Source organism: Ruminococcus sp. MSJ-25, from assembly GCF_018917825.1.
GTDB classification, from domain to species: domain Bacteria; phylum Bacillota; class Clostridia; order Oscillospirales; family Ruminococcaceae; genus Hominimerdicola; species Hominimerdicola aceti.
On the sequence record NZ_JAHLPI010000006.1, the window covers coordinates 62,964 to 87,383 of the forward strand.

Sequence of the window (24,420 nt, forward strand, 5' to 3'; positions counted from 1 at the left end):
CTTTTCCATAGCAAGTACAGATTTTGTATAGCGTTTTTGCTTTCTAACAGAATGAAAAAAGTCTCTTATTATCATTTGAACTTTCAAAATCTTTTGATATCAACGTTCTTAATGTGTCTCTGCACTCCTCTATTTGCTTGTATAAAACAGCATTTTCAGTTCTAAGTTCTTCTATTTTATCTATCATTTTGTGGTTTAGTGACATAGATTGTGTCAATAAATCATACATTTCGTGATATGTTTTGTCTCTCATTATTTAGGCTTCCTTTCACATTACTATTGTGCTATATGTGTCCAAATTAATAAAGCAGATACACAGCCCAACAAGGATTAGGATTTACATTATGACCGTTTGGGCAATTCTGAATATACACCACATAATAAGTGTTGCCATATTTATTGTACAGATAGTCCAACTCGCTCTTATAAACCTCTATTGTGTCAGAAAGACTACTTTGCGTATATGGTACTGTATATACTGCATCATAACTTGCAGTTTCGGGAGTTACACTTTCTTCTTTTAATTCAAAAAATTCTTCGAGTGTATTGAAATCTGTTCCATATTTCCAAAACTCTGTATAATGTGCCTTGATATACTCCGCCTTTTCTCTTGAATACGCTGTGAGTTCTGCCTTCATAGCATCAATATCAGCCTGTGTTATCTTATCACTCTTCTTAGTTGTCGCCATCACGACCCCCGAATACTTGCCATAGTGATTATTGCTTGTCTTTTTGTCGTCCTGCTTGCAAGCCCTTATCTTGAACTGATACTTTGTCGCAGGCGCAAGCTTCTTCACAGTGTAGCTTGTCCCTGTGGTCTTGTCTATCTCTTTCCATTTGCCTTTTATGTTCTGATAAATGCGGTAATTTGTACAGCCTATCTTCGTCCAAGAAAGCTTAACGCTGTCAGTGCCAACACTGCTTACCTTTAGCCCCTTGCAAGCCCGCGGATTGGTCGCCGTGTTCCAGTTTGCGGAATATTCTCCGTAAACTTTCTTGCCCTTTACAGTCTTGAATGCCCTTACTTTAAAATTCTCTCTCGTTGCATTAGGCAGCTTCTTAACTGTGTAGCTCGTACCCTTGCAATCCCCAAGCTTGTTGTACTTGCCGTTTTTTCGCATATAAACAGTGTAACCGCTCACACCCTTTACCTTGCTCCATTTAAGCTGTATCTCACTGTTTGAAAGCGTCTTAGATTTAAGCCCCGTTACCTTGCCAACACTCGCCGCTTCCGCAACGATAGCCGTCTGTGAGAATATCCCCATATTCTCCGCCGCAGGTACAACAGCCCCCGTGCCCATAAGCATTGCCGCCATAACAACAGCCGCCGTTTTCTTCATACCATTCTTCATAAAAAGCACCTCTCCCGATTCTCTATAATTTCCCATATGTCATGGTAATATTATATAATACCATAAAGCCAAATATTTGTCAATACTTTTACAAAAAAATATAACATTTCGTAGGGGCGAACACTGTTCGCCCGTCGAAGCAACAAACCATATGCCACATCTTTACCCAATAAAAAAGCACAGCCCTCATTAAAAAGAGCTGTGCTATTTTTTTTTACATCACCTAGATGTAGGAAACAGCGCAATTCCTGTTTCACAGAAATGCGACGTCCCACATATCACCATATCTAAGTCTTAAAATCAGCTATTCTTCTTGCTGTCATTCTCTCTTATCTCAACACGGCGTATCTTACCGCTGATAGTCTTAGGCAGCTCGTCCACGAACTCAACTATTCTAGGATACTTGTAAGGCGCAGTTGATTGCTTAACATAGTTCTGAAGCTCCTTGGCAAGCTCAGGAGAAGCAGTGTAGCCCTTTGCAAGCACGATAGTAGCCTTTACTACCTTGCCTCTGATAGCGTCATCAGCCGCCGTGATAGCACACTCCAGTACAGAAGGGTGTTCCATAAGGATACTCTCTATCTCGAAAGGTCCTATACGATAACCCGAAGCCTTGATAAGGTCGTCCGTTCTTCCAACATACCAGTAGTAGCCGTCATCGTCCATGTAAGCCGTGTCGCCTGTGTGGTACATACCAAATCTCCAAGCGTTGTCCGTTGCCTCAGGGTTTCTGTAATACTCCTTGAACAGCGCAGGGTTTTCGCCCCTCTTAGCGTAAACAACGATCTCGCCTGTCTCGCCTACCTTAACAGGCTTGCCCTCGTTGTCAACTATACCGATATTGTAAAGGGGTGTAGGCTTGCCCATCGAACCCGGCTTTGGCTCCATGCCGTAAAGATTGCCCACAAGCACAGCGCCCTCTGTCTGACCGAAGCCCTCCATAAGCTTAAGACCTGTGTACTCATACCACTTGTTGAATACCTCAGGGTTAAGAGCCTCACCGGCGATACAGCTATATTTCAGTGAAGAAAGGTCATAGTTTTCAAGGCCCTCCTTGATGAAAAATCTGTACATTGTCGGAGGTGCGCAGAAAGAAGTCAGCTTGTAATCCTGAATTACTTTCAGTACGTTTGCAGGAATAAATCTGTCGAAGTCATATACAAAAGTCGTTGCACCGCAGATAAACTGACCAAACATCTTGCCCCATGCACACTTTGCCCAGCCTGTCTCAGAAACAGTAAGGTGCAGTGAGTTCTCGTCAAGGTGGTGCCAGTGCTTAGCAGTGATAATGTGTGCCGCAGCCAGTGAATACTTGTGCAGTACCATTTTAGGATAACCGGTAGTACCGGAGCTGAAATACATGAGCATTGACTCAGTAACGTGTGTTTCGATCCTCTCAAAAGTCTTTGGATACTTGTCCATTTCGCTGAGAAAATCTATCCAACCCTCTTTAGCACCGTGAGTGATGAACTTCTCCTTCATGCCGCTGTACTGTTCAAGAGCTGAATCCACCTGATTAGGAACATCGTCCTCCGCAGTTGCCACGATATAAGATATGGACGCAGCGTCAAAGCGGTAAACATAGTCTTTTTTCTTAAGCTGACAAGTTGCAGGCACAAGGATAGCGCCTATCTTCATAAGACCGTAAGCAAGGAACCAGAACTCATAATGACGCTTAAGAACAGCCATAACAAAATCGCCCTTCTTAACTCCGTGTGCCAGCATCATGTTAGCCACCTGACTGCTCTTTTCAGAAAGATCCTTGTAAGTGAAGATATGCTCCTCACCATCCTCGTTGACCCACTGCATAGCCACCTTATCAGGCACGTTCTTAGCCAGCTCGTCTATAACGTCATATGAAAAATTGAAGTTCTCAGGCAGGTCAAGCTTAAAGCTTTTAAGTCTGCCCTCGCTGTCAAGCTCCTCATCAACAAACCTCTTGTAAAAATCAGCCATTACAAAACTCATATATGAAATCCTCCGTTTTAATTATATCCTGTTTATCTCATGACAAATGCTCACTATGTCCTGCGGAACTTCCGCAATATACTTCGCACCTGCATTTTCAAGTTCTTCTCTGCCCCTGAAGCCCCATTCACAGCCAATGCAGTCAAGACCCGCATTTTTTGCCGTCATAACGTCCACATCAGAATCTCCGATAAGCACAGCTTCCTCAGCCTTGACCCCAAGCGTGCCAAGAATATTGTATATTATCTCAGGCGCAGGCTTTGTCGGAACACCGTCCTTTTTGCCCTCGATCAGGTCAAAATCTTTCTCACCGAAAATATTCTTTACAATGTAGTTCACAAAGCCGTCAGGCTTGTTTGAAGCCACCGCCGTCATAATGCCCTCATTGCGAAGCGTGTCAAGAACCTCGCAGATATGCTCATAAGGCTTGGTCTTGTTCACACATCTCTTGTTGTATTCCTCAGAGAACTCAGCATGATACTTTTTGATGTTCTCCTCGCTTCTCAGCTTCTCAGGCAAAGCCCGCTCAACAAGCTTCAAAGTACCATTTCCCACTAAATGCTTGTAGGTATCATAATCAAACACAGGAAACCCATATCTCTCAAGTACCGCGTTCATGGCGTCCCCAAGATCATAAATAGAATTTACAAGCGTTCCGTCCAGATCAAAAATAAATAGCTTTTTCATAAAACCAGCTATAAAAAAAGCCTTTCCTCCCTCCGACTTTCCATAAACTTGTCGGTCACCATGCACTATTTTTTACACTTATCGCAAGTTTATACACATATCATAACTTTGTACACTTATCATAAGTTTGTACATCAATCGCAAATTTATACACTTGTCTAAAAATCACGAGATTTATTATACACTGATATTGTGGCTTGTTTATGAACATACACACCTGTAATTGTTAAATTAAAATTCACAAAGATATCTATGCGATACATATTTATGTGAATAAGAAAGTTGTTTTAAACAAATATAGTCTGTTCAGCGAATATTTTAAGCCCTATACATATTAAAATAACTCCCCCAACTATCCTTGCCTTGCTTTTGAGTTTTCCGCTGAATTTGTTACCAAGCATAAATCCACAGAACGATAAGGCCGCCGTAACAACACATATAAACGCCGCCGACCTGACTATGCCCACGCCAAGTGCCGCAAAGCTTATGCCCACAGCCAGAGCGTCAACCGAAGTCGCAAATCCCTGCACCAACACCGCCCCGAAAGTGAGCCTGCCCCCTGTCTGGACCTCATCGTCCCCCGAACCGCATATCATGTTCAACCCTATGAACCCAAGCAGTATCAAAGCTATCCAGTGGTCGAACCTCTCTATGTACTCCGCAAAATTCATGCCCAGCGCATAGCCGATCGCAGGCATTATCCCCTGAAAAAGCCCGAATATGATACCGCACATCAATGCTCCCCTGACTCTCCCCTTTCTGACACAAAGCCCATTAGTCACCGATACCGCAAAAGCGTCCATAGAAAGTCCACACGCAGTAAGAAAAAGCTCAAAAATACTCATATAATCCCCCTGTATAATTTATAAAAACAGCTTTACATTCAATCTTGACTTCCCTTATATTTTTATCTGCACCCACACTTTTTACGCCTGCTACCACACCTTTTCTGTATGTGCGAACAGCGTTCGCCCATCGAAGCAACAAACCCATGCTTTCATCAAATAAAATAGCCTCCACTCAACAAAAAAACGCCATCTTCGTAAAATACAAAATAACATCTTTGCATTTTCCGAAAACAGCGTCATACCGTTATATTTTGTTAATCCTCACACTTTGAAGCAAGAAGCGAGCTGTATTGATTTCTGAACTGCTCAAATCTGCCCTCGTCAAGAGCCTCTCTTATCTTCTCCGTGAGCGTGTTGTAGAAATACAGATTGTGCATAACTGCCAGCCTGCCGCCCAACTGCTCCTCAGACTTGAACAGATGACGAATATACGCCCTGCTGTGATTACGGCAAGCAGGACAATCGCAATGCTCGTCAATAGGTCTAGGGTCAGTTTCATACCTTTTATTAGTGATGTGCATAATGCCGTTCCATGTGAACAGCGTTCCGTGACGTGCATTTCTGCTTGGCATTACGCAATCAAAGAAGTCCACGCCTCTGTAAACAGCTTCGATTATGTTTGTCGGTGTGCCAACGCCCATAAGATATCTCGGCTTATCCTTTGGCATAAAAGGCTCGACCTTTTCGATAATGTTATACATCACCTCAGTCGGCTCACCCACCGCCAGACCGCCAATAGCAAAGCCCGAACAGTATTCCATTTCTCTTATGCGCTTCATATGCTCGATACGCAGATCCTCATAAATACAGCCCTGATTGATGCCGAACAGCATCTGATGCTTGTTTATGGTCTCCTCAAGTCCGTTGAGTCTTTTCTGCTCAGCGACACATCTCTCAAGCCACCTTACCGTTCTATCACAGCTTGCCTTTGAATAGCTATGTTCAGCAGGGTTTTCCACACACTCGTCAAATGCCATTGCGATAGTAGACGCAAGGTGCGATTGTATCTGCATACTCTCCTCAGGACCCATAAAAATTCTGCGACCGTCAACGTGAGAGTTGAAGTACACGCCCTCCTCTTTGATTTTACGCAGCTTGGCCAAAGAAAATACCTGAAATCCGCCACTGTCTGTAAGAATAGGCTTGTCCCAGTTCATGAACTTGTGAAGTCCGCCCATTTTGTATATAACGTCATCGCCCGGTCTGACGTGCAAATGATAGGTATTGCAAAGCTCCACCTGCGTTTTAAGCTCATTTTTCAGATCAATGGAAGAAACTCCGCCCTTTATCGCCGCCGAAGTTCCCACGTTCATAAATACAGGCGTCTGAATAGTTCCGTGAACAGTTTCAAACTGCCCCCTGCGTGCAGCACCCTCTTGTTTAAGTAATGTAAACATAAATTCTCCTTTATCATTCTATTATATCAGACGGCAGCCAGCCGACTGTGGCATTTTCCGTAATTACCAAAGACATTGTTTCATCTTCGTCAAAGACCGATACCCGCTCACCTTTTCTGACAGCAGGAAACGATGACAAAAACTGATATACATGAGGCTTTTCATCAAAAAAATATATTTCACGGTCAGGAATAAGACCCTCGCCCCCTGAATACTCATCTCTGACCTTTGTCATATATCCATTTTTCTCAATTATCGTTAAATTCTGCTTTTCCCAATCAATATAAACAGGTTTCATGTCACATGAAAAATCCTTTAAGACAGTTTTCTTTGGCACATCTGTATCCCAAATTATTCTATGAGAATAATTCTCGCCGCACTTATCAATGATAAACAAATTCATCTGACAAGCCTTCTTGATAGTCATTCCGCCGTCAATACATATCATTTTCTTTTTGCTGTCGATTATCGGAAGATTAGTCACATTTGAACGCTTATAATTGTATGTGGGATAATGCCCGAATACAAGCTGCTTTCCTGTTGGATTTTCTTTCCGTAAAAACCACGGAACAGTTATAGCATAAATATCATCTGTATTTCTCCAATCAGGACGGTTTTCAAGCCCTCCATGAACAAAAACATATTCCTCTGTTTCAAGGCACGTTGGAAGCTCTCTTATAAAAGATAACAGCTCGCCATACTTCTCTACAACCTTTTCTCTTATCTCAAGCCAGTTGCCCTCCCAGCAGTCAACATATCCCAGCGTATTAGCCATTTGCCTGAACGTGTTATGCTCATTGCGGTAAAACTGCTGCTGGAACCGCTTGAACTCATAGTGATAAGCCATTCTTGAACACATTATGTCATTATTGCCCATTAATAATATTGCCTTGTCACTTTTATCGCAAAGAGCCTTGACATATTCAAGGGTCTTTATATTGTCACTGCCATGTTCAAGTATGTCGCCGACTATCACAAGATAGTCATTTTGCGGGTCATATTTTGCCTTTTTCAGCAGTCTATCAAAAAGCTGCCAATGGGTATGGATATCGCTGACAGCAAGAATCCTGCATTTTTCAGGCAGCGAAAGATCAATGATCTTATCCATTAATTCTCACCATTTCTAAGATCGTACATAGACATACTTTCTCTTGTTCTGTACTCATGCTTTTCATAATATCCAATAAGCTCTCCCTCATCATTTCTGAGAGCTATCATGTAAACGTCCTTATTTTCCTTTTCGTTGCGGAAAGTATACACCTTGTTGTTGCCCTTGTCCTTTTTGAACCATGCAATGACCTGTTCTATCTTAGCATTAGAATCCTCATTGTGACAGCCCTTTATCGACTTGCCCACAAGAGCCGCTCCTCCGCGCTTTTCATATCTTTTGACCGCTGTCGGATTCATATATACTATCGTATGCTCAAGGTCGCAAATAACCACAGGTGCATCGTCTGCGTCAATAACGCTCTTAAAAAAGTTATTTTCCATTTCCGTTCTCCTTTATGATATCATTCCTGCCCCTTATTCCTTTAAGCACCATATCCAGAGGCACACCAAATATTTTTATGCAAAGCACCAATACAATAGGTATCGCTGTAAGTGCCAAATAAAACTCCCAACGTTCAGAAAAAGCCTTTGCAAGATATGCCTGATAACCATAGTATGTGAGCATATAAACAATAGTCCTGTGCCAGAAGTACACCTGCAAAGTCCTAGAACCGCACTTTGTTATCAGTGGAATCTTCACATCAAGCCCAATACCAAGCACCGCCAAACAAAGCAGTGCCGAGATACCCATAACAAGAAGCCTGCTCAAAAAAGTGCAATCCATGTCCGTTGCTTCAGATATGGAAAAATAAGAGCTTCTTCCAGTAAGAAGCATTCTCAGCGGATAAACAAGCTTTGTTTTTCCAAAGCAGAAATAAGTCCAAATGCCTATCACTCCCAAAGACAGCACCCTTACATACCACTTCTTCACAAAATCAGCCACCTTTTCAGGGTCAAGCACATATCCGCAGTAGTAAAACGGGAAAAACACCACTATCCTGGATAGCTCATATTCATCGCCCACGCTAGGGTCATACCCTGCCGCAAGTGCCGTCACCATAGCCGCCGTAAGCACCGCCCAAGGTCTGCTGTTTCTTAACAGATAGCAAAGCACCATAAATGCCGCCATTGCGAACATATACCAATATACACCGTCGCCGCCTAAAAGGTCAAAGAAAATCTCGCCATCACTGTTTTCCTTGTCAAAGTCCGTCTGAAATCTTACCTGCGACCAATAATTCAGGCATTTCATTAACATTCCGATAACAACAAATCCAAGCGTCTTTCCAAGCACTTTCCTGCCGTCATCATGCCCCCTGTTGAAAAGTCCTGATATGAATATAAACAACGGCATATGAAAAGCATACAAAAACAGAAATGCGCCGCTGAAAACCTTTGCCTGCGGTACACCTGTTTCACCGCCACCGTCACCAAAAAGCTTGACAGTGCTGTCGTCTATCAAATGCCCCAAGACCACAAGCACTATAAGCAGAAATTTCAGATTGTCATATAAATACAGTCGTTTCTTCTCCCCTGACCTAACGTCATTCATATAGAAAAAACCTCCGTAAAACAAAGTTTGAAATGAGATATCATCGCCGCAGGCGATACCTTAATTCCTCACTCAGATATTATGAGCATACAATCACCAAAGCTGAAAAATCTGTATTTCTCCTCCACAGCTATCTTATAAGCGTTCATAGTGTTCTCGTATCCCATAAATGCAGAAACAAGCATTATAAGCGTGCTTTCAGGCAGGTGGAAATTAGTAACAAGTCCGTCAAGCACCTTGAACTCAAAGCCAGGATAAATAAATATCTCCGTGTAACCGTCACATGGAACTATCTTTCCGTCATTGAATGCCGCAACGCTCTCCAGCGTCCTGCATGAAGTAGTACCCACCGCAATAACACGTCCGCCATTTTTCTTCGTTTCGTTTATCATGTCTGCAGTTTCACGGCTAAGCTCATAGTGTTCCCTGTGCATTTTATGGTCAAGGACCTTGTCCTCCTTAACAGGTCTGAAAGTGCCAAGACCAACGTGCAGAGTAACATACGCAATGTTCACACCCATTGCCTTTAAGTCCTCAAGTTGTTGTTCAGTGAAATGCAGACCGGCAGTCGGCGCAGCAGACGAGCCAAGCTCATGAGCATAAACCGTCTGGTATCTGTCCTTGTCCTTCAGCTTTTCAGTAATATAAGGCGGCAAAGGCATCTGACCTATCTCGTCAAGTGTGGCAAAGAAATTCTCCTCGCACTCAAATCGTGCGATACGGTTTCCGTCCTCCAACACATCAATTATCTCCGCCTTCAGCTTTCCGCCGCCGAAAACAAATCTTGTGCCGATCTTGGCTTTTTTGCCAGGTCTGCAAAGGATCTCCCAAACCATGTTCTCTTTCTGCTCCACAAGCAAAAACTCAATGAACGAGCCTGTGTCCTCACGCTCGCCGTATATCCTCGCAGGAAGCACTTTTGAGTCGTTAAGCACAAGCAAGTCACCTTTTTTGAGATAATTGCATAGATTATAGAAATGGTCGTGTACCACCTCTCCTGTCTGCCTGTTTATCTTCATCATTCTCGAAGCATTTCTAGGCTCGACAGGGGTCTGTGCAATAAGCTCCTGAGGCAGGTCATAATAAAAATCCGATCTTTTCATATTGTTGATATCAAGCATTTTAAATATCTCCTATTTATTTAAAATATAATAATTATAATAATGTATGGAACAGCGTCCTCTACGTCCCACTCTCACCATTCTCAAAGTCCTTATTCCAACAACTGTCAACATTCTTTAAAGCCATTTAATTTCATATAAACTTATTAATTTACAGAAAATTAAAATATTTTTATCTATATGTATTGACAGAACGCTAAATATTTGTTATCATTAAACAGAACAGATAGAGGTGCAGTTGAAATGAGTATCATTTTTCGTGTGACCCCACACAACAGCGTCCCAACGCCTATGGTAAATGAGAAAGGTAAAACTGCCGAAGCGGAGTATCGGGAACACTCCTGCTGACTGTTAGTTTAATAGACTATCAGTTGTCATCATTACAAATGGTGGAGTGCTATCGGCATAAATTTTTATGTCAACATTCTTATTATATTGTATGATGAACTGGTTTTCAACCAGTTTTTTTATTATTTGTTTATTTTTTATGTTTTGTGCAAAATAACATTTGAACAGCGGCATATTTTAGTGTATAACGCCAAAGAAAATTGTTACCATGGCACAGGAAAAGGAGTTTTAATATGAAAAAGTACAATGTCGGTATCATCGGTGCAACAGGAATGGTAGGTCAGAGATTTTCTCTGCTTCTTGACAAACACCCATGGTTCAATGTAGTATGCGTTGCCGCTTCACCACGTTCGGCAGGCAAAAAGCTCAAGGACGCAGTTGCAGGCAAGTGGAAGCTTTCAGAGCCTCTGCCGGAAGCTATCGGTGAGCTTACAGTTCTGAACGCCGAGGAGGACGTTGAGAAGATCGCTTCAATGGTAGATTTCGTATTCTGCGCAGTTGATATGAAGAAAGACGAGATAAGAGCCCTTGAAGAAAAGTATGCAAAGGCTGAATGCCCTGTTGTATCAAACAACTCCGCACACAGACATACTCCTGATGTTCCAATGGTCATTCCTGAGGTAAACCCTGAGCATATCGAGATAATCGCTTCACAGAGAAAAAGACTTGGCACAAAGAGAGGATTTATCGCAGTTAAGTCTAACTGCTCACTCCAGTCTTACGTTCCTGCTCTTGCTCCTCTTATGGATAAGTATAAGGTAACAAAGGCTCTTGCCTGCACATATCAGGCAATTTCAGGCGCAGGCAAGACATTTGAAAGCTTCCCTGAGATCCTTGACAACGTTATCCCTTATATCGGCGGGGAGGAAGAAAAGTCTGAGAAAGAGCCTCTTAAGATCTGGGGTCATATCGAGGGCGACGTTATCGTTGACGCAACAGCTCCAGCTATCACAACACAGTGCCTGAGAGTTCCTGTTTCCGACGGTCACACAGCAGCAGTTTTCGTATCATTTGAGAATAAACCTTCTAAGGAAGAGATCCTTCAGGCTTGGAAAGATTTCAGCGGTGTTCCACAGGAGCTTCAGCTTCCAAGCGCTCCAAAGCAGTTCCTTAACTACTTCACAGAGGACGATCGTCCACAGGCTAAGCTCGACAGAAACCTTGAGGGCGGCATGGCAGTTTCTATAGGCAGACTGAGAGAAGATTCACAGTATGACTATAAGTTCGTTTGCCTTTCACACAATACACTGAGAGGTGCAGCAGGCGGAGCAGTTCTGCTGGCTGAGCTTCTTGCAGCAAAGGGCTATTTTGACTAATATAACACATATATACGCACGAAAGGAGTGCTGTTTATGAAAAAGACTATTTTCACAGGTGCAGGCGTTGCTATCGTTACACCTATGAACGCTGACGGCTCTATCAACTTTGACAAGCTGGGCGAGCTTATCGATTTCAACATCGACAACGGTACAGACGCTATCATAATCTGCGGAACAACAGGCGAAAGTGCTACCATGACAGACGAGGAGCATATCGAGTGTATCCGCTATGCTGTTGAAAAGACAAATCACAGAATTCCTGTTATCGCAGGCACAGGCTCAAACCATACAGAGTATGCCGTAAACCTTTCTAAGAAGGCTGAGGAGCTTGGTGCTGACGCTCTGCTTTGTGTTACACCTTATTATAATAAGACTTCACAGGCAGGACTTATCGCACACTTCTCCGCTATCGCAAAGGCTGTTACACTGCCTATCATTCTTTACAACGTACCGTCAAGAACAGGTGTGAACATTCTTCCTGAGACCTGCCGTGAGCTTGCAAAGATAGACAATATCGTTGCTATCAAGGCAGCAAGCGGAAACATCAGCCAGATAACACAGGTGGCAGCTCTCTGCGGCGATGACCTTGATATCTATTCAGGCAACGACGATCAGATAGTTCCTATCATGGCTCTGGGCGGAAAGGGTGTTATCTCAGTTCTTTCCAACTGTATGCCATTTGAAACACATGAGATCACACAGCTCTGCCTTGATGGAAAGTACGAGGAAGCAAGAGAAAAGGTATTCAAGACCCTTGGTTTTGCAAAGGCACTTTTCAGCGACGTAAACCCTATCCCTGTCAAGGAAGCTCTTAACCTTATGGGCTTTGAGGTCGGCGAGTGTCGTCTGCCGCTTGTAAGAATGAGCGATGATAAGATAGAAAAGCTGAAAGCGTCAATGAACGCTCTCGGACTTATCAAGTAAAAAAATACAAAGGGCGGAGAAATTCGCCCTTTATGTTTACCGTTATAAAATTGTACTAATGTAAGGGTTGGCGTCCCCGACAGCCCAAACGCTGTCTTTGACATTATCACTTACGTTTATCTACAAATCAAAAAGAAAAGGAATGATATAAATGACAAAGATCGCAATATGCGGTGCTTGCGGAAAAATGGGCAGGTTCATATATGACGTTATATCAGAGCGTGACGACTGCACAGTAAGCGCAGGTATCGACAAATTCGGCGAGGCTTATGCAGACTTCCCTGTAGTAAAAGAGCCTGCCGACCTGCCTGAAAAGCCTGATGTAATAATCGACTTCTCACACCCTTCCGCACTGGACGGACTTCTCAGCTATTGCCTTTCAAACGGCACTGCCCTTGTAATAGCTACCACAGGCTATACAGAAGAGGATACAGCGAAGATACACAAGGCTTCCGAGCAGATACCTGTTTTCTTCACATTCAACATGACCCTTGGTATCAATCTTCTTGCAAATCTAGCAAAAACTGCCGCAAAAGTTCTTGGCGGTCAGTATGATATCGAGATAATCGAGAAGCACCATAACCAGAAGATAGACGCTCCGTCAGGCACTGCTATCATGCTTGCAGACGCAATAAACGAGGAGCTTGACAACAAGTATCACTATGTTTACGATCGTCATTCTGTAAGAGCAAAGAGAGAAAAGACCGAGATCGGTATGCACTCTGTCCGTGGTGGCACTATTGTTGGCGAGCATGAGATAATCTTTGCAGGCAGAGATGAAGTCATATCCCTCAAGCACGAAGCTCATTCAAAGCAGGTTTTCGCTGTGGGTGCAGTGAATGCAGGTGTTTTCCTTTGTGGAAAGCCGGCAGGACTTTACGCAATGAGCGATCTTCTTGCTTCACTTTAATTAAATATCAGATACAGTGGGCGTCCTTGACGTCCTGCTCTTTCGGAGATTTTTTACACTCTCAGGCTGCTGTTTTATACGGCAGCCTTTTTTCATACAAAAAAATAGCCGTGCGTGATTTTTTTCGCACAGCCATTTCATTACATATTCTTATCAAGCTCCAAAGTCGTTTTCTCACGCTTTGTGAGCTTTTTCCATTGTACTTTGTACTCTGCATAGACCATTTTCCACTCGGCTTCATCAGGAACATATCCACCGAAGCAGGTCTTTTCAAAAAGATCTATAAGACCGCCAAACTCAACTCCACGCCTCTTAACAAGATATTCTCTTATCATTTCAGGCGTGTATCCCGATAGCTTATCATTAGAAGCTATGGTCAAAAGCCTTATCACCCGCCTGTAAAGCCTTATGACTCTGTCGCCGTTATCTCTGAATTTAAGTGACAGTCGGAAAAATACCTCGATAATTCTGTTAAGGAATACGAAAACCACAAGCACAAACGCTACACCGATAAACAGTGCGATCTTGCTGAAATAGCTTACAAAAGTTGAAACATCAAAGTTCGTACCGTTTGCACTGTAGTCACGCTGATAGCCCGGAACTGTCGGGTCAAAAGTCATCCAGCCAATGCCTGTGATAAAGACCTCTACAAAAGCGTGAGCGTGGCTATCTCTTACCACAAACTCTCCACGTTCATTCTTTTCATATGCTGCAAAACCCTCAACATACCTTGCAGGAAGTCCCAGCATTCTCGCCATAAGCGTCATGCTTGTGGCATAGTTCGTGCAGTTTCCCCGCTTGCTCGTGAAAAGAAAATATGCGATAGACTCGTCGTCAGGCTCATACTCGTTATCGTAAACATAGCCGTTCTGCTCAAAATAATCCACAAGCGCCTGAGCCTTCTCATAATCATTTTTGCAGTTTTCCGTTATGCTCTTTGCAAGAGCCTCCATTTTTCCACCCTTATCGTCATATGCAGAAACGTCTGTGTACAACGCATATATATTATAAATATTCACCGATTGATTTGATGTGACATCTCCGTTTGTCAAGCCGTAAGAAAGCAGCAGTTTGAACTGATTTTCGGTCATATCAAGATTTGCCGCAGCCTGTCTTTCGCTCTCCGTTTCAGGAATATACTCAAAGCTGATGCCAAGCTTATTTCCTGCGGTGTCATATGGTCTGTAGACCTCGCTGTGAGTTGTTTTGATATAAACGTTGTTTTCCCCTGGGGTTATCATCAGCGGAGCAGGGATATAGCTAGGGGCAAAGCTGTCGCTAAACTGATTCATGACTGCCTTTTCACTGAACAGATCATCAGGAAACTGTGACTTTTCCACGCCAAGATCCTTGCTGTAATCCTTATCCGCAAGTGACTTTGCTATGCTGTAAACATAGCTCGGTGAGTTCACCTCATTGTCACCGTAAAGATGAACATTTTTGTCAAAATGAAAATTGTAGAAGCTATCGTCAGTTACCCACTTCTCGTTTCTGAAAAGGTCAAAGGCTTGTCTTCGGAGATAAATGACCTGCTCATCAGAAGTTGTGGTGAAGTTGAAAAGTATCTCGCCCGTTGCGTCTGCGCCAAATCTTGGGGAAGACTCATCACTAAGGCTGTCATATGTGCCACTGCTTTTGATATTCACATCAAAGAAGTTGCTGTTTTTTTCAAGATAAGATGTCTTTGAGGAAGTCGGCATAAGCATTGCAAGCGCACCCACAAGGGTAACGAAAACCGCCGATGCCGCTACATAAGAGCCGTTTATAACAAGGTCATGCTTGCTCTCGTCTGAAACAAGTCTGCTGTGCACCATAAGTGCAATGAACACAGTGAGCATTATGGTTATGTCAAGAGTATCCATTGAGTCGGCACGCTTTCCGTAAATAAAAAACGGAAAAAGCATAACGAGCATCGTTCCAAAGCTTCTATAGCGCACAATGGTGAAATAGTAAAGCACCGAAATGATAAAGAAGCCTAGTCCCACAAACAGAAAGTAGAAATATTCATCTATCTGACCTATCTCCTGCCTGTTTACATAAAACCAATTGATAAATGATTTTCCAGAATGTTCAAATCCAGCACGAAGAAGCTGAAAGCCCAAAAACAGCACTGCCACCATAAGGGCGGTATAGACAAGACCTCGCAGGACTTTTTTCGGCTTCAGCCACTCAAAAAGAGCAAACAGCAGACATTCATAGACCACATATCCAAAAGTATAAAGTCTGACATTGTCTACAAGATAGGTCTTAAAGATTATGTTCATGACCACTGCTCCAAGGAGCAGAGGCAAAGCATATTTTGAAAGAATATTCACAAGGGTGTTTTTTATCTGAGCAGTTTTAGTATTCAAAAGCCACACCCCCTATGTCATTTTACGAAACTCGAAAGTTTCGTCTACAAGCCACATATTTTCTGTCTGCTTATCAAGACCGCTAAGACGTGTCACTACAAAAGAGCCGTTAAATTCTTCCATAAGAGAAGAAAAATCCCCCTGAGAAGTCGCCATGCAGGCTGTGAAGCAGATAGGAGCTGTCTTGCCTATCTCATGAGAAAAGGCAAAACGCTTTTCCTGCGGATATGGTGCTATTGCCGCAAGGTCGTTTTGAAGCTCTATTATATCACCTGCCTGCTTTATTTTCATGCTTTTCCAGCCGTCAAGATAATAATTATACTCACTCTCAAAGCCCTCCATAATAAGCATTGAAAGCATTGCAAGGCTCGCTTCGACTATATTATCAATATTCATAGCAAACATGGGGTCATGATTTCCGCTTGGTATATCAAGGAAAAACGCCTGACTTGAAGCCGTGACCTTTTCATCAAGGCGCACCATAAGCTCGTCACGCTTTGAAGAAAGCTTCCAGTTTATTCTTTTCAGCGGGTCGCCTATCTCATACTGTCTGTGGTCATAGCCCGGAACGCCTGTAAGACCGAGTGCATTTTCATCTGATTCGCTTTCGTTATCGTCAAATGAAGCATTCTCGGAAGTTGCTTTAAGAAGCTCTGTTTGAGAGCCAGTGTCAGGAATATTCGGCATTATCTTTATTTTTCCCACGGCTTTTTCATAACGTGAACTGTCAAGGTGCAGGGTGATTATTCCAAGATAGTCATGCAAACGTATGCTTTTTATTTTCACTGTGCCAAGACCTGCATAGCGTGTTTTCAGCTTAACGCTGACGCTTTGCTGTCTGCCGCCTGCCACGATAGTTTTAAATTCAAGTGGGCTTACAGCACCGATATTATCTGAACACTCTGCCGTTACCTCAACAACGCATGAGGGAATAATGCGTATTGCATTTAAAAGCATTATGTCAGCATCAAACTCCTCGTTCTTTGCACTTATTTCTGTGGAAAGCTTTATGGCTGCCACAAGTTTACGCTTGGTAATGAGAAGTGCCACAAGAGATATCACAAAGGCTATAGCTAAAAGATAAAGCACAAGCGTACCACCGCTTCCGTTTATATAAACTCTAAGCAGTATCGCCACCGCCACGCAGGTAAGATAACCTAAAAGATTTTTCATGGGGTCATATCCTCTATTTCTCTATTGCGTCAGGTGATTTTACTGTAAGAGCGATATTTTCAAGAGCTTCCCTTTCATTTTCAAAGGCAGATTTGCCCTTTGGAGAAAGCATAAGTCTATGTGCAAGAACGTCAGGCATAACAGCCTTGACATCATCCGGCATGACAAATCCTCTGCCCTGAACAAAGGCATAGGCTTTTGAAGCTTTGAGCAGTGCGATGCTTCCACGGGGAGAAACGCCAAGCTTTACATAATCTGAATTTCTTGTTGCGGTAACAAGGCTCAGGATATATTTTCTCACGGAAAGCTCTGCGGTTACATTTTCAGCGTAGCCCATAAGCTCACGGACGTTTTCAAGGGTCATGACAGGCTGGATATTCTTTGCAAAGCCTGATTTTTCGGCTCTTGACATGATATCGAGCTCGTCATCATATGAGGGATAGCCCATTGATATCTTCATAAGAAATCTATCCATTTGGGCTTCAGGCAAATGATAAGTGCCGTAAGTTTCCACAGGGTTTTGTGTGGCAAGCACCATAAATGGTGACGGAAGTTCATGAGTTTTACCGTCAATGGATATCTGATGTTCTTCCATGACTTCAAGCAAGCTTGACTGAGATTTTGGGGAGGCTCTGTTTATTTCGTCTGCCAAGAGGAAATTGCACATTGCCACACCCTCTTTATACTCAAGCTCATGAGTTTTCTGGTCTATCATAGAAAAGCCAACGATATCGGACGGCATAACGTCAGGGGTAAGCTGGATACGGTTATATTTGCCGTCCACTGACCTTGCAAGGGCTGATACAAGCTGAGTTTTGCCTACTCCAGGCACGTCCTCGATAAGAACATGACCGCCGCAAAGCATGGCTGTGATTATTTTAAGCACAGAGTCGGTCTTGCCGACGATAACTTTTTCGATATTATCTGTGAGAAGTTTTACCTTTTGGTTCAATTTTTTTATCCCCCTTTTTATCATGTGTTCTATTTGGTGTGAGCGATATCATTTTTCTTTTTAAAAGCACCACATTTTCGATACCTGTGGTATGCGGGAACATATCAACGGGCTGGATAAGCTGTGCTTTATAGCCTATTTTTGCAAGAAGCTTCAAATCACGCTCGAGAGTTTCTATTTTACAGGAAACGTAGACTATCTTTTCAGGTCTGAGTTTGCCCAAGGCTTCAACAAATTCTTCTGTTGTGCCTGCTCTTGGAGGGTCAAGGAAAACTGTATCACAGCTCTCACCTGCCTGCGCAAGCTTTGTCATGAACTCACCTGCGTCCTCATTATAAAACCTGATATTGTCAAGCTTATTGAGCTTGGCGTTTGAAACTGCGTCCTTTACGGCTTCGGCATTAAGCTCAACGCCTGCCACGTCTGCACCGCTTTTTGCAGCGATAAGACCGATAGTACCTGTTCCGCAATATGCGTCGATAACTTTATCGCCTTTTTTAAGCTCGGCACAGGAAACTGCTTTAGAATAGAGCTTTTCGGTCTGCTCGGGGTTTACCTGATAGAAAGAATGAGGTGAAATTCTGAACTTACAGCCGCACATCTCGTCGGTGATATAGCCTTTGCCATACATTATAATATCACGGTCGCCCAAAGTAAGAGGGGTCGTGCCTTTATTGATATTCTGAATGATAGTGGTTATATATGGGTGTTTCTCGGTGATAGCTTTGACGAAATTTTTCTTTGCAGGAAATATGGGGGTAGCTGTAACTAGCACGAGCATTACCTCGCCTGTTGTTTGGGAGGTACGAATAAGGGTATGCTTAAGAAGACCCTGGCCGCTTTCCTCGTTATATGGAAGGATACGGAAGTCAGCCATAAGCTCTTTAAGGGTAGCGACTATTTGCTGTGCTCTTATATCCTCCAAAAAGCAATCGTCAGTTATTACCATGCTATGGGTAGAGGACTGATATACTCCTGAGACGATACGCTTTGAGCTATTGACCTTATAGACAGTTTGGACTTTATTACGATAATTATAGGGGTCGTCCATAGTTATTATCTGCTGAGGTCTGCAAAAGCGGCTCAACATTCTATCGGCTTTTGCCTGCTTCCATTCTATTTGCTGGGCGTAGACCTTATCCAACTGACAGCCGCCGCAGCGTTTAAAGCAGCTGCATTTTTTCTCGCCTGTTGACTTATCGATAGTGGTATGTTTATTCATCACATTTACTCTTTTCATTATGTATAAATTTTATTTTAAGTATACCATTTTATATGAATAATGTCAACAAAGGCGGTTATAACAATTAAATTTAGCAGTATGCTCATGGGGTATAGCTAAGGTGTGTCGGTATAAATATTCAATTTTCAAGCTTCAGACGGAGTGCAGGAAGTGCTTTTCTGTGCGATCAGAACCTCTCATCGTGTTCACCTAACTCACGTTGACAAAATGTTTCCTCATACACTGTCGCTCCGCAAGGTTTCCGATTTGTGGTGAAACCTCTTCTACTTATACACGAAAAGTGGGTATTTTGTTGCAGAAAAAATGCAACAATTGCAGAAATGTTGCCAAATTAAATTATAAATCATTTGTTTGCACAAATTTCGGGGTGTGAATTGGCAGATTTGACGGAAAGCACATGAAAAATGTATAGTATTTGGGTATAAAAATACCGCCTCGCCGTAGCGGAGCGGTTATTAACTAATATTTGAGTTCAGGAGGTAACTGCTTTTCTCGAATGTCTGTCTCTGATACTTCTATACGAGAAATATGAAAAGCTTTTTTACAGTCATTGCACCAAACATCTCCATATCCTTTACCACTGCTTATTTCAAGCAATCTGTAATCTGTATTTTCTTGTCCGCAATATGGGCATTTGCCTGCCTTATGGAGCTGCTTTATACTCGCTAGATTGTCAAGCCATTTCATACTATCACCTCTTTGTAACCAAGCTATAAAATAATCGTTCAAACCTATAAGCTTGTTTTTCCATTAAATCTAAGTTTTGCTGAGCATATGCTTTGCCATGTTTCTTTAGCTGTAAAACGTGGCACTTTTCATGCAATATGGTTTTTACTAATTCCTCTTCAGAAGAAAATGCACTTGGGAACATCGGGATAAACGTACTTTCCTGCAAGCTTTGAACACCACGCACAGCACTTGCTGTGGTCTGAGCGGATAACGTACACCCTAAGTCCTGCGTTGAAACGAAAATTGACTCACACGCTCACGTGGAGCGTGACTGTTTGTACGTCCTTTCGCCTGCCATTTTTGAAATTTCAACTCACACGCTCACGTGGAGCGTGACCCACTTGCGTGAAAACCAGTCTGTAAGGTCGATATTTCAACTCACACGCTCACGTGGAGCGTGACGCGACAGTTATCGCATACCAGTGCCGTCAAAAGATTTCAACTCACACGCTCACGTGGAGCGTGACCAATGACGTACTTTTGTATACTTGCACAAAATCAATTTCAACTCACACGCTCACGTGGAGCGTGACAAGGTTGCTGTAATCGCTGCTCTTTGCAACATCATTTCAACTCACACGCTCACGTGGAGCGTGACTTCGGGCAACGAGCCTGCGAGCGTGGAAGAATTTGATTTCAACTCACACGCTCACGTGGAGCGTGACCTCGTTTCCGCAAAGATAATCGAGGGACACGCCAATTTCAACTCACACGCTCACGTGGAGCGTGACCAGTCCGTTATCAATCCACCCACACTGGAGACGAATTTCAACTCACACGCTCACGTGGAGCGTGACTAATGACCGACACGCTAATCGAGGAGGACAAGGATTTCAACTCACACGCTCACGTGGAGCGTGACGGTGGCATCGGTCACGTTGCGATTGCCACAGGCGATTTCAACTCACACGCTCACGTGGAGCGTGACATGTCACACCGTCATATGTGGCGGTCACGTCTGCAATTTCAACTCACACGCTCACGTGGAGCGTGACGATAATCGGGGCGAACCCCGAAGAAATCTTTGCGATTTCAACTCACACGCTCACGTGGAGCGTGACATTTTTACGCATATTTTAGCGTTTTAGGGTATAATTTCAACTCACACGCTCACGTGGAGCGTGACAAAATGTTTTCTGCTATGAGGGCAAAGACTACTGTATTTCAACTCACACGCTCACGTGGAGCGTGACAACTATCCACTGGAATTTGACGACGAGCAGAAAATTTCAACTCACACGCTCACGTGGAGCGTGACAAAAGCGTAAGGACAGCAATAAAACATCTAATTATTTCAACTCACACGCTCACGTGGAGCGTGACGAGATTCACAAAGGACACGAAGTCACCGAAGAAACATTTCAACTCACACGCTCACGTGGAGCGTGACATGTTGACAGGTTGAAAGATATTCCGATTGATATTTCAACTCACACGCTCACGTGGAGCGTGACAACCTCATGACGGCCTTGGACGTTGACCTCAGCAATTTCAACTCACACGCTCACGTGGAGCGTGACTATTGACTGCATGGTTTCTTTGTTACCTGGGTAACATTTCAACTCACACGCTCACGTGGAGCGTGACATGTTTGCCATAAATTTGCCCCCTTTTTTTAATTATTTCAACTCACACGCTCACGTGGAGCGTGACAAATTCAAATGCCAATCTACATATCGACTGTGAATTTCAACTCACACGCTCACGTGGAGCGTGACATAATCGGGGCGAACCCCGAAGAAATCTTTGCAATTTCAACTCACACGCTCACGTGGAGCGTGACCACAAAATCCAAATTCAACGGTATCTGCACACTTGATTTCAACTCACACGCTCACGTGGAGCGTGACTATGATCTGCAAATATGAGGTATTTTGGTCTTTCATTTCAACTCACACGCTCACGTGGAGCGTGACTTCACGGATGAAATTTTTGAAGAGTATATGCATGAAATTTCAACTCACACGCTCACGTGGAGCGTGACTCCATCTTCTTAACAGGTTCAATCCCTTTCTCACGATTTCAACTCACACGCTCACGTGGAGCGTGACATTTTCCCACTGTTGCTGATTCTGCTGGACGTGGATTTCAACTCACACGCTCACGTGGAGCGTGACCGAACTATCGGCGGCGTGTATGCCGATATACGAAATTTCAACTCACACGCTCACGTGGAGCGTGACAAGCCGTCTATGATAGCACCGATTATTTTGGGAAATTTCAACTCACACGCTCACGTGGAGCGTGACGCGGCGGCGGAATGGCTGATAAAATGTCAGGACGATTTCAACTCACACGCTCACGTGGAGCGTGACCACCAAATGTCAACTCCGATTGTTCAGGATTGTCATTTCAACTCACACGCTCACGTGGAGCGTGACACGATACGTTGATTGCACTCTCGCAAATCTTTGATTTCAACTCACACGCTCACGTGGAGCGTGACTTGCTTCGCCAACAAGCTCTTCCATTTCGTCTCTATTTCAACTCACACGCTCACGTGGAGCGTGACTCTTTAACATTTCGATATAGTCCATATACCGCTAATTTCAACTCACACGCTCACGTGGAGCGTGACTAAGTTCCGTTAATGCCATGACGACCATATCGTCATTTCAACTCACACGCTCACGTGGAGCGTGACCCGCAGAACAGGCGGCTGAACGTGCTGAAACCGCAATTTCAACTCACACGCTCACGTGGAGCGTGACCAGACCTTGTTCGTTCATGCTGTCAGAACACTTCATTTCAACTCACACGCTCACGTGGAGCGTGACGAATTTTTTCAACAAATCGCTTGACAAATGCTATTATTTCAACTCACACGCTCACGTGGAGCGTGACTTATTTCAGTCCGATTTTTCGGACAGTACATAAAATTTCAACTCACACGCTCACGTGGAGCGTGACGCGCTGATATTGATTGACAAACGTCTGCAAATTGAAATTTCAACTCACACGCTCACGTGGAGCGTGACTGGTCTTGCGACGCTTTCAGTGGCAAAACTTGTCATTTCAACTCACACGCTCACGTGGAGCGTGACAAATGCGTTTCGGACAGTTTCGATAAAAGATGTATTTCAACTCACACGCTCACGTGGAGCGTGACCGCTACCGCCTGCTTCAACCTCGATGTTCCGCAGGATTTCAACTCACACGCTCACGTGGAGCGTGACGGCAGAAGCTGAAAGCAACGTCATAGACTTTGACGATTTCAACTCACACGCTCACGTGGAGCGTGACCTTGGCACGCCACCCCTTGCACCGAACACGATAGGCATTTCAACTCACACGCTCACGTGGAGCGTGACTGATAGCGTTCTGATTTTTCGGTCTCAGAACGCCATTTCAACTCACACGCTCACGTGGAGCGTGACTCAAACTTGACGGCGACAATGCAAAACGTGACGGCATTTCAACTCACACGCTCACGTGGAGCGTGACCCGATGACCCAGCAGGACGCCCAGAACGCAGGCTACATTTCAACTCACACGCTCACGTGGAGCGTGACTTCATCAGACCTTATGCGGAATTTGAAAATAAATTTCAACTCACACGCTCACGTGGAGCGTGACGACGAAGATTTACCGCCATTTTAAAATCAAAAAAAATTTCAACTCACACGCTCACGTGGAGCGTGACATCTTCAAACCTGTTAAGGTCAGCGCCGTGATAATTTCAACTCACACGCTCACGTGGAGCGTGACGGACGTGTCAGCACAGAATGTATGAGGCTCAGAATTTCAACTCACACGCTCACGTGGAGCGTGACGCTACAGTGGCAGATAATGCTGCTAAGGTCGCAATTTCAACTCACACGCTCACGTGGAGCGTGACATATGCAGATGATATAACTACAATAGCAACAGAAATTTCAACTCACACGCTCACGTGGAGCGTGACGAAACAAAGGTATCATACGGCTACGAACAGGTCATTTCAACTCACACGCTCACGTGGAGCGTGACGCTGATATAATCCTGTATAATAAAACTTGACACATACAAAACAATCAAAGTATAATAAAAACAAAGGAGTGTGTCATCAATGGGAACAGGAAAACAATATGATGAAGAGTTTAAAAAGCAGGCAATAAAGCTCGCAAAGGAGGTTGGCACCAAGGCAGCAGCAGATGAACTGTGCATCCCCAAAGGGACGCTTGGGACGTGGGTGCAAAAGGCACGGATCGGAGAAATAGACACAGGTGCAGGCTCACGTACACCGGGAGAGTCACTTACTATCGCACAGCAGCTCCAGGCAGCGAACAAACGGATAAAAGAACTTGAAAAGAAAAACCGAGAGCTTGAAGAGCTTAATGAATTTCTGGAGGAAGCATCTGCTTTTTTCGCCGCGAACCGTCGGAAGTCAGGAAAGAAGAACGGTTAAAGTTCATTTCCAAAAAGACTGATGACGGTAGGATCACAGGAAGGATCAGTTTTTACTGCAAGGCTTTGGAGGTTACAAGACAAGCATTTTACGATCATCTCAGCCATAA

Annotated in this window: 19 protein-coding genes, 1 CRISPR repeat array and 1 riboswitch; of the genes, 4 read left to right on the plus strand and 15 right to left on the minus strand. The window is 43.7% G+C overall.

Going from position 1 to position 24,420, the window contains the following annotated elements; translation table 11 throughout:
* Positions 1-43: 43 nt before the first annotated feature.
* The 10 genes from KQH97_RS01960 to queA form a co-directional block, all read right to left on the minus strand.
* Positions 44-253, minus strand: a complete 210-nt coding sequence (locus tag KQH97_RS01960; RefSeq protein WP_216552390.1) for a hypothetical protein — start codon at positions 251-253, stop codon at positions 44-46.
* Positions 254-299: 46 nt separating this feature from the next.
* Positions 300-1,352: a fibronectin type III domain-containing protein gene (locus tag KQH97_RS01965; RefSeq protein ID WP_216552392.1), complete on the minus strand. Its 1,053-nt coding sequence runs from the start codon at positions 1,350-1,352 to the stop codon at positions 300-302.
* 300 nt (positions 1,353-1,652) lie between these two features.
* On the minus strand, positions 1,653-3,320 hold the full coding sequence (locus tag KQH97_RS01970) for an AMP-binding protein (protein ID WP_216552394.1): 1,668 nt from the start codon (positions 3,318-3,320) through the stop codon (positions 1,653-1,655).
* A gap of 21 nt (positions 3,321-3,341) precedes the next feature.
* Positions 3,342-4,007, minus strand: coding sequence for an HAD family hydrolase (locus tag KQH97_RS01975; protein WP_041337309.1), 666 nt, complete (start codon positions 4,005-4,007; stop codon positions 3,342-3,344).
* Positions 4,008-4,294: 287 nt separating this feature from the next.
* Positions 4,295-4,852: a manganese efflux pump MntP family protein gene (locus KQH97_RS01980; protein ID WP_216552396.1), complete on the minus strand. Its 558-nt coding sequence runs from the start codon at positions 4,850-4,852 to the stop codon at positions 4,295-4,297.
* 257 nt (positions 4,853-5,109) lie between these two features.
* Positions 5,110-6,252 carry a tRNA guanosine(34) transglycosylase Tgt gene (gene tgt, locus KQH97_RS01985; RefSeq protein ID WP_216552398.1) on the minus strand — a complete coding sequence of 381 codons (1,143 nt, stop codon included), beginning with the start codon at positions 6,250-6,252 and terminating at the stop codon, positions 5,110-5,112.
* Between the two features lie 13 nt (positions 6,253-6,265).
* The gene (locus KQH97_RS01990; protein WP_216552399.1) at positions 6,266-7,360 is read right to left on the minus strand and encodes a metallophosphoesterase family protein; all 1,095 of its coding nucleotides are present in this window, start codon (positions 7,358-7,360) and stop codon (positions 6,266-6,268) included.
* Positions 7,360-7,743, minus strand: coding sequence for a PAS domain-containing protein (locus KQH97_RS01995; protein ID WP_216552401.1), 384 nt, complete (start codon positions 7,741-7,743; stop codon positions 7,360-7,362). The genes KQH97_RS01990 and KQH97_RS01995 overlap by 1 nt, the downstream gene beginning before the upstream one ends.
* Positions 7,733-8,854 (minus strand): acyltransferase family protein, encoded by a 1,122-nt coding sequence (locus tag KQH97_RS02000; protein ID WP_216552403.1) that lies wholly within the window; start codon positions 8,852-8,854, stop codon positions 7,733-7,735. Before KQH97_RS02000 ends, KQH97_RS01995 begins: the two co-directional genes overlap by 11 nt.
* A 68-nt stretch (positions 8,855-8,922) precedes the next feature.
* On the minus strand, positions 8,923-9,975 hold the full coding sequence (queA, locus tag KQH97_RS02005; RefSeq protein WP_022286924.1) for a tRNA preQ1(34) S-adenosylmethionine ribosyltransferase-isomerase QueA: 1,053 nt from the start codon (positions 9,973-9,975) through the stop codon (positions 8,923-8,925).
* Positions 9,976-10,194: 219 nt separating this feature from the next.
* Positions 10,195-10,383: riboswitch (Lysine riboswitch) on the plus strand.
* A 173-nt stretch (positions 10,384-10,556) separates the two neighbouring features.
* Here queA and asd point away from each other — a divergent pair.
* The 3 genes from asd to dapB all read left to right on the plus strand — a co-directional run bounded on the left by asd (position 10,557) and on the right by dapB (position 13,476).
* Positions 10,557-11,639, plus strand: coding sequence for an aspartate-semialdehyde dehydrogenase (gene asd / locus KQH97_RS02010; RefSeq protein WP_022286925.1), 1,083 nt, complete (start codon positions 10,557-10,559; stop codon positions 11,637-11,639).
* A gap of 36 nt (positions 11,640-11,675) precedes the next feature.
* Positions 11,676-12,566 carry a 4-hydroxy-tetrahydrodipicolinate synthase gene (gene dapA / locus KQH97_RS02015; RefSeq protein WP_046441406.1) on the plus strand — a complete coding sequence of 297 codons (891 nt, stop codon included), beginning with the start codon at positions 11,676-11,678 and terminating at the stop codon, positions 12,564-12,566.
* 151 nt (positions 12,567-12,717) lie between these two features.
* The gene (dapB, locus tag KQH97_RS02020; RefSeq protein WP_041337303.1) at positions 12,718-13,476 is read left to right on the plus strand and encodes a 4-hydroxy-tetrahydrodipicolinate reductase; all 759 of its coding nucleotides are present in this window, start codon (positions 12,718-12,720) and stop codon (positions 13,474-13,476) included.
* Positions 13,477-13,616: 140 nt separating this feature from the next.
* On the opposite strand, the gene KQH97_RS02025 is transcribed toward dapB, so the two are convergent.
* The 5 genes from KQH97_RS02025 to KQH97_RS02045 all read right to left on the minus strand — a co-directional run bounded on the left by KQH97_RS02025 (position 13,617) and on the right by KQH97_RS02045 (position 19,882).
* A complete protein-coding gene (locus KQH97_RS02025) occupies positions 13,617-15,827 on the minus strand; it encodes a transglutaminase family protein (protein ID WP_216552405.1) in 2,211 nt (736 codons plus the stop codon).
* A gap of 12 nt (positions 15,828-15,839) precedes the next feature.
* Positions 15,840-17,000: a DUF58 domain-containing protein gene (locus KQH97_RS02030; protein ID WP_216552408.1), complete on the minus strand. Its 1,161-nt coding sequence runs from the start codon at positions 16,998-17,000 to the stop codon at positions 15,840-15,842.
* A gap of 13 nt (positions 17,001-17,013) precedes the next feature.
* On the minus strand, positions 17,014-17,952 hold the full coding sequence (locus KQH97_RS02035) for a MoxR family ATPase (protein WP_216552410.1): 939 nt from the start codon (positions 17,950-17,952) through the stop codon (positions 17,014-17,016).
* On the minus strand, positions 17,921-19,174 hold the full coding sequence (gene rlmD / locus KQH97_RS02040; RefSeq protein ID WP_216552412.1) for a 23S rRNA (uracil(1939)-C(5))-methyltransferase RlmD: 1,254 nt from the start codon (positions 19,172-19,174) through the stop codon (positions 17,921-17,923). Before rlmD ends, KQH97_RS02035 begins: the two co-directional genes overlap by 32 nt.
* 480 nt (positions 19,175-19,654) lie before the next feature.
* Positions 19,655-19,882, minus strand: a complete 228-nt coding sequence (locus tag KQH97_RS02045) for a hypothetical protein (RefSeq protein WP_186490122.1) — start codon at positions 19,880-19,882, stop codon at positions 19,655-19,657.
* Positions 19,883-20,164: 282 nt separating this feature from the next.
* A CRISPR array of direct repeats spans positions 20,165-23,893; the repeat unit is 32 nt; unit sequence ATTTCAACTCACACGCTCACGTGGAGCGTGAC.
* Positions 23,894-23,972: 79 nt separating this feature from the next.
* Between KQH97_RS02045 and KQH97_RS02050 the strand changes: the two genes are divergently transcribed.
* On the plus strand, positions 23,973-24,311 hold the full coding sequence (locus tag KQH97_RS02050; RefSeq protein WP_216552414.1) for a transposase: 339 nt from the start codon (positions 23,973-23,975) through the stop codon (positions 24,309-24,311).
* Positions 24,312-24,420: the final 109 nt, after the last annotated feature.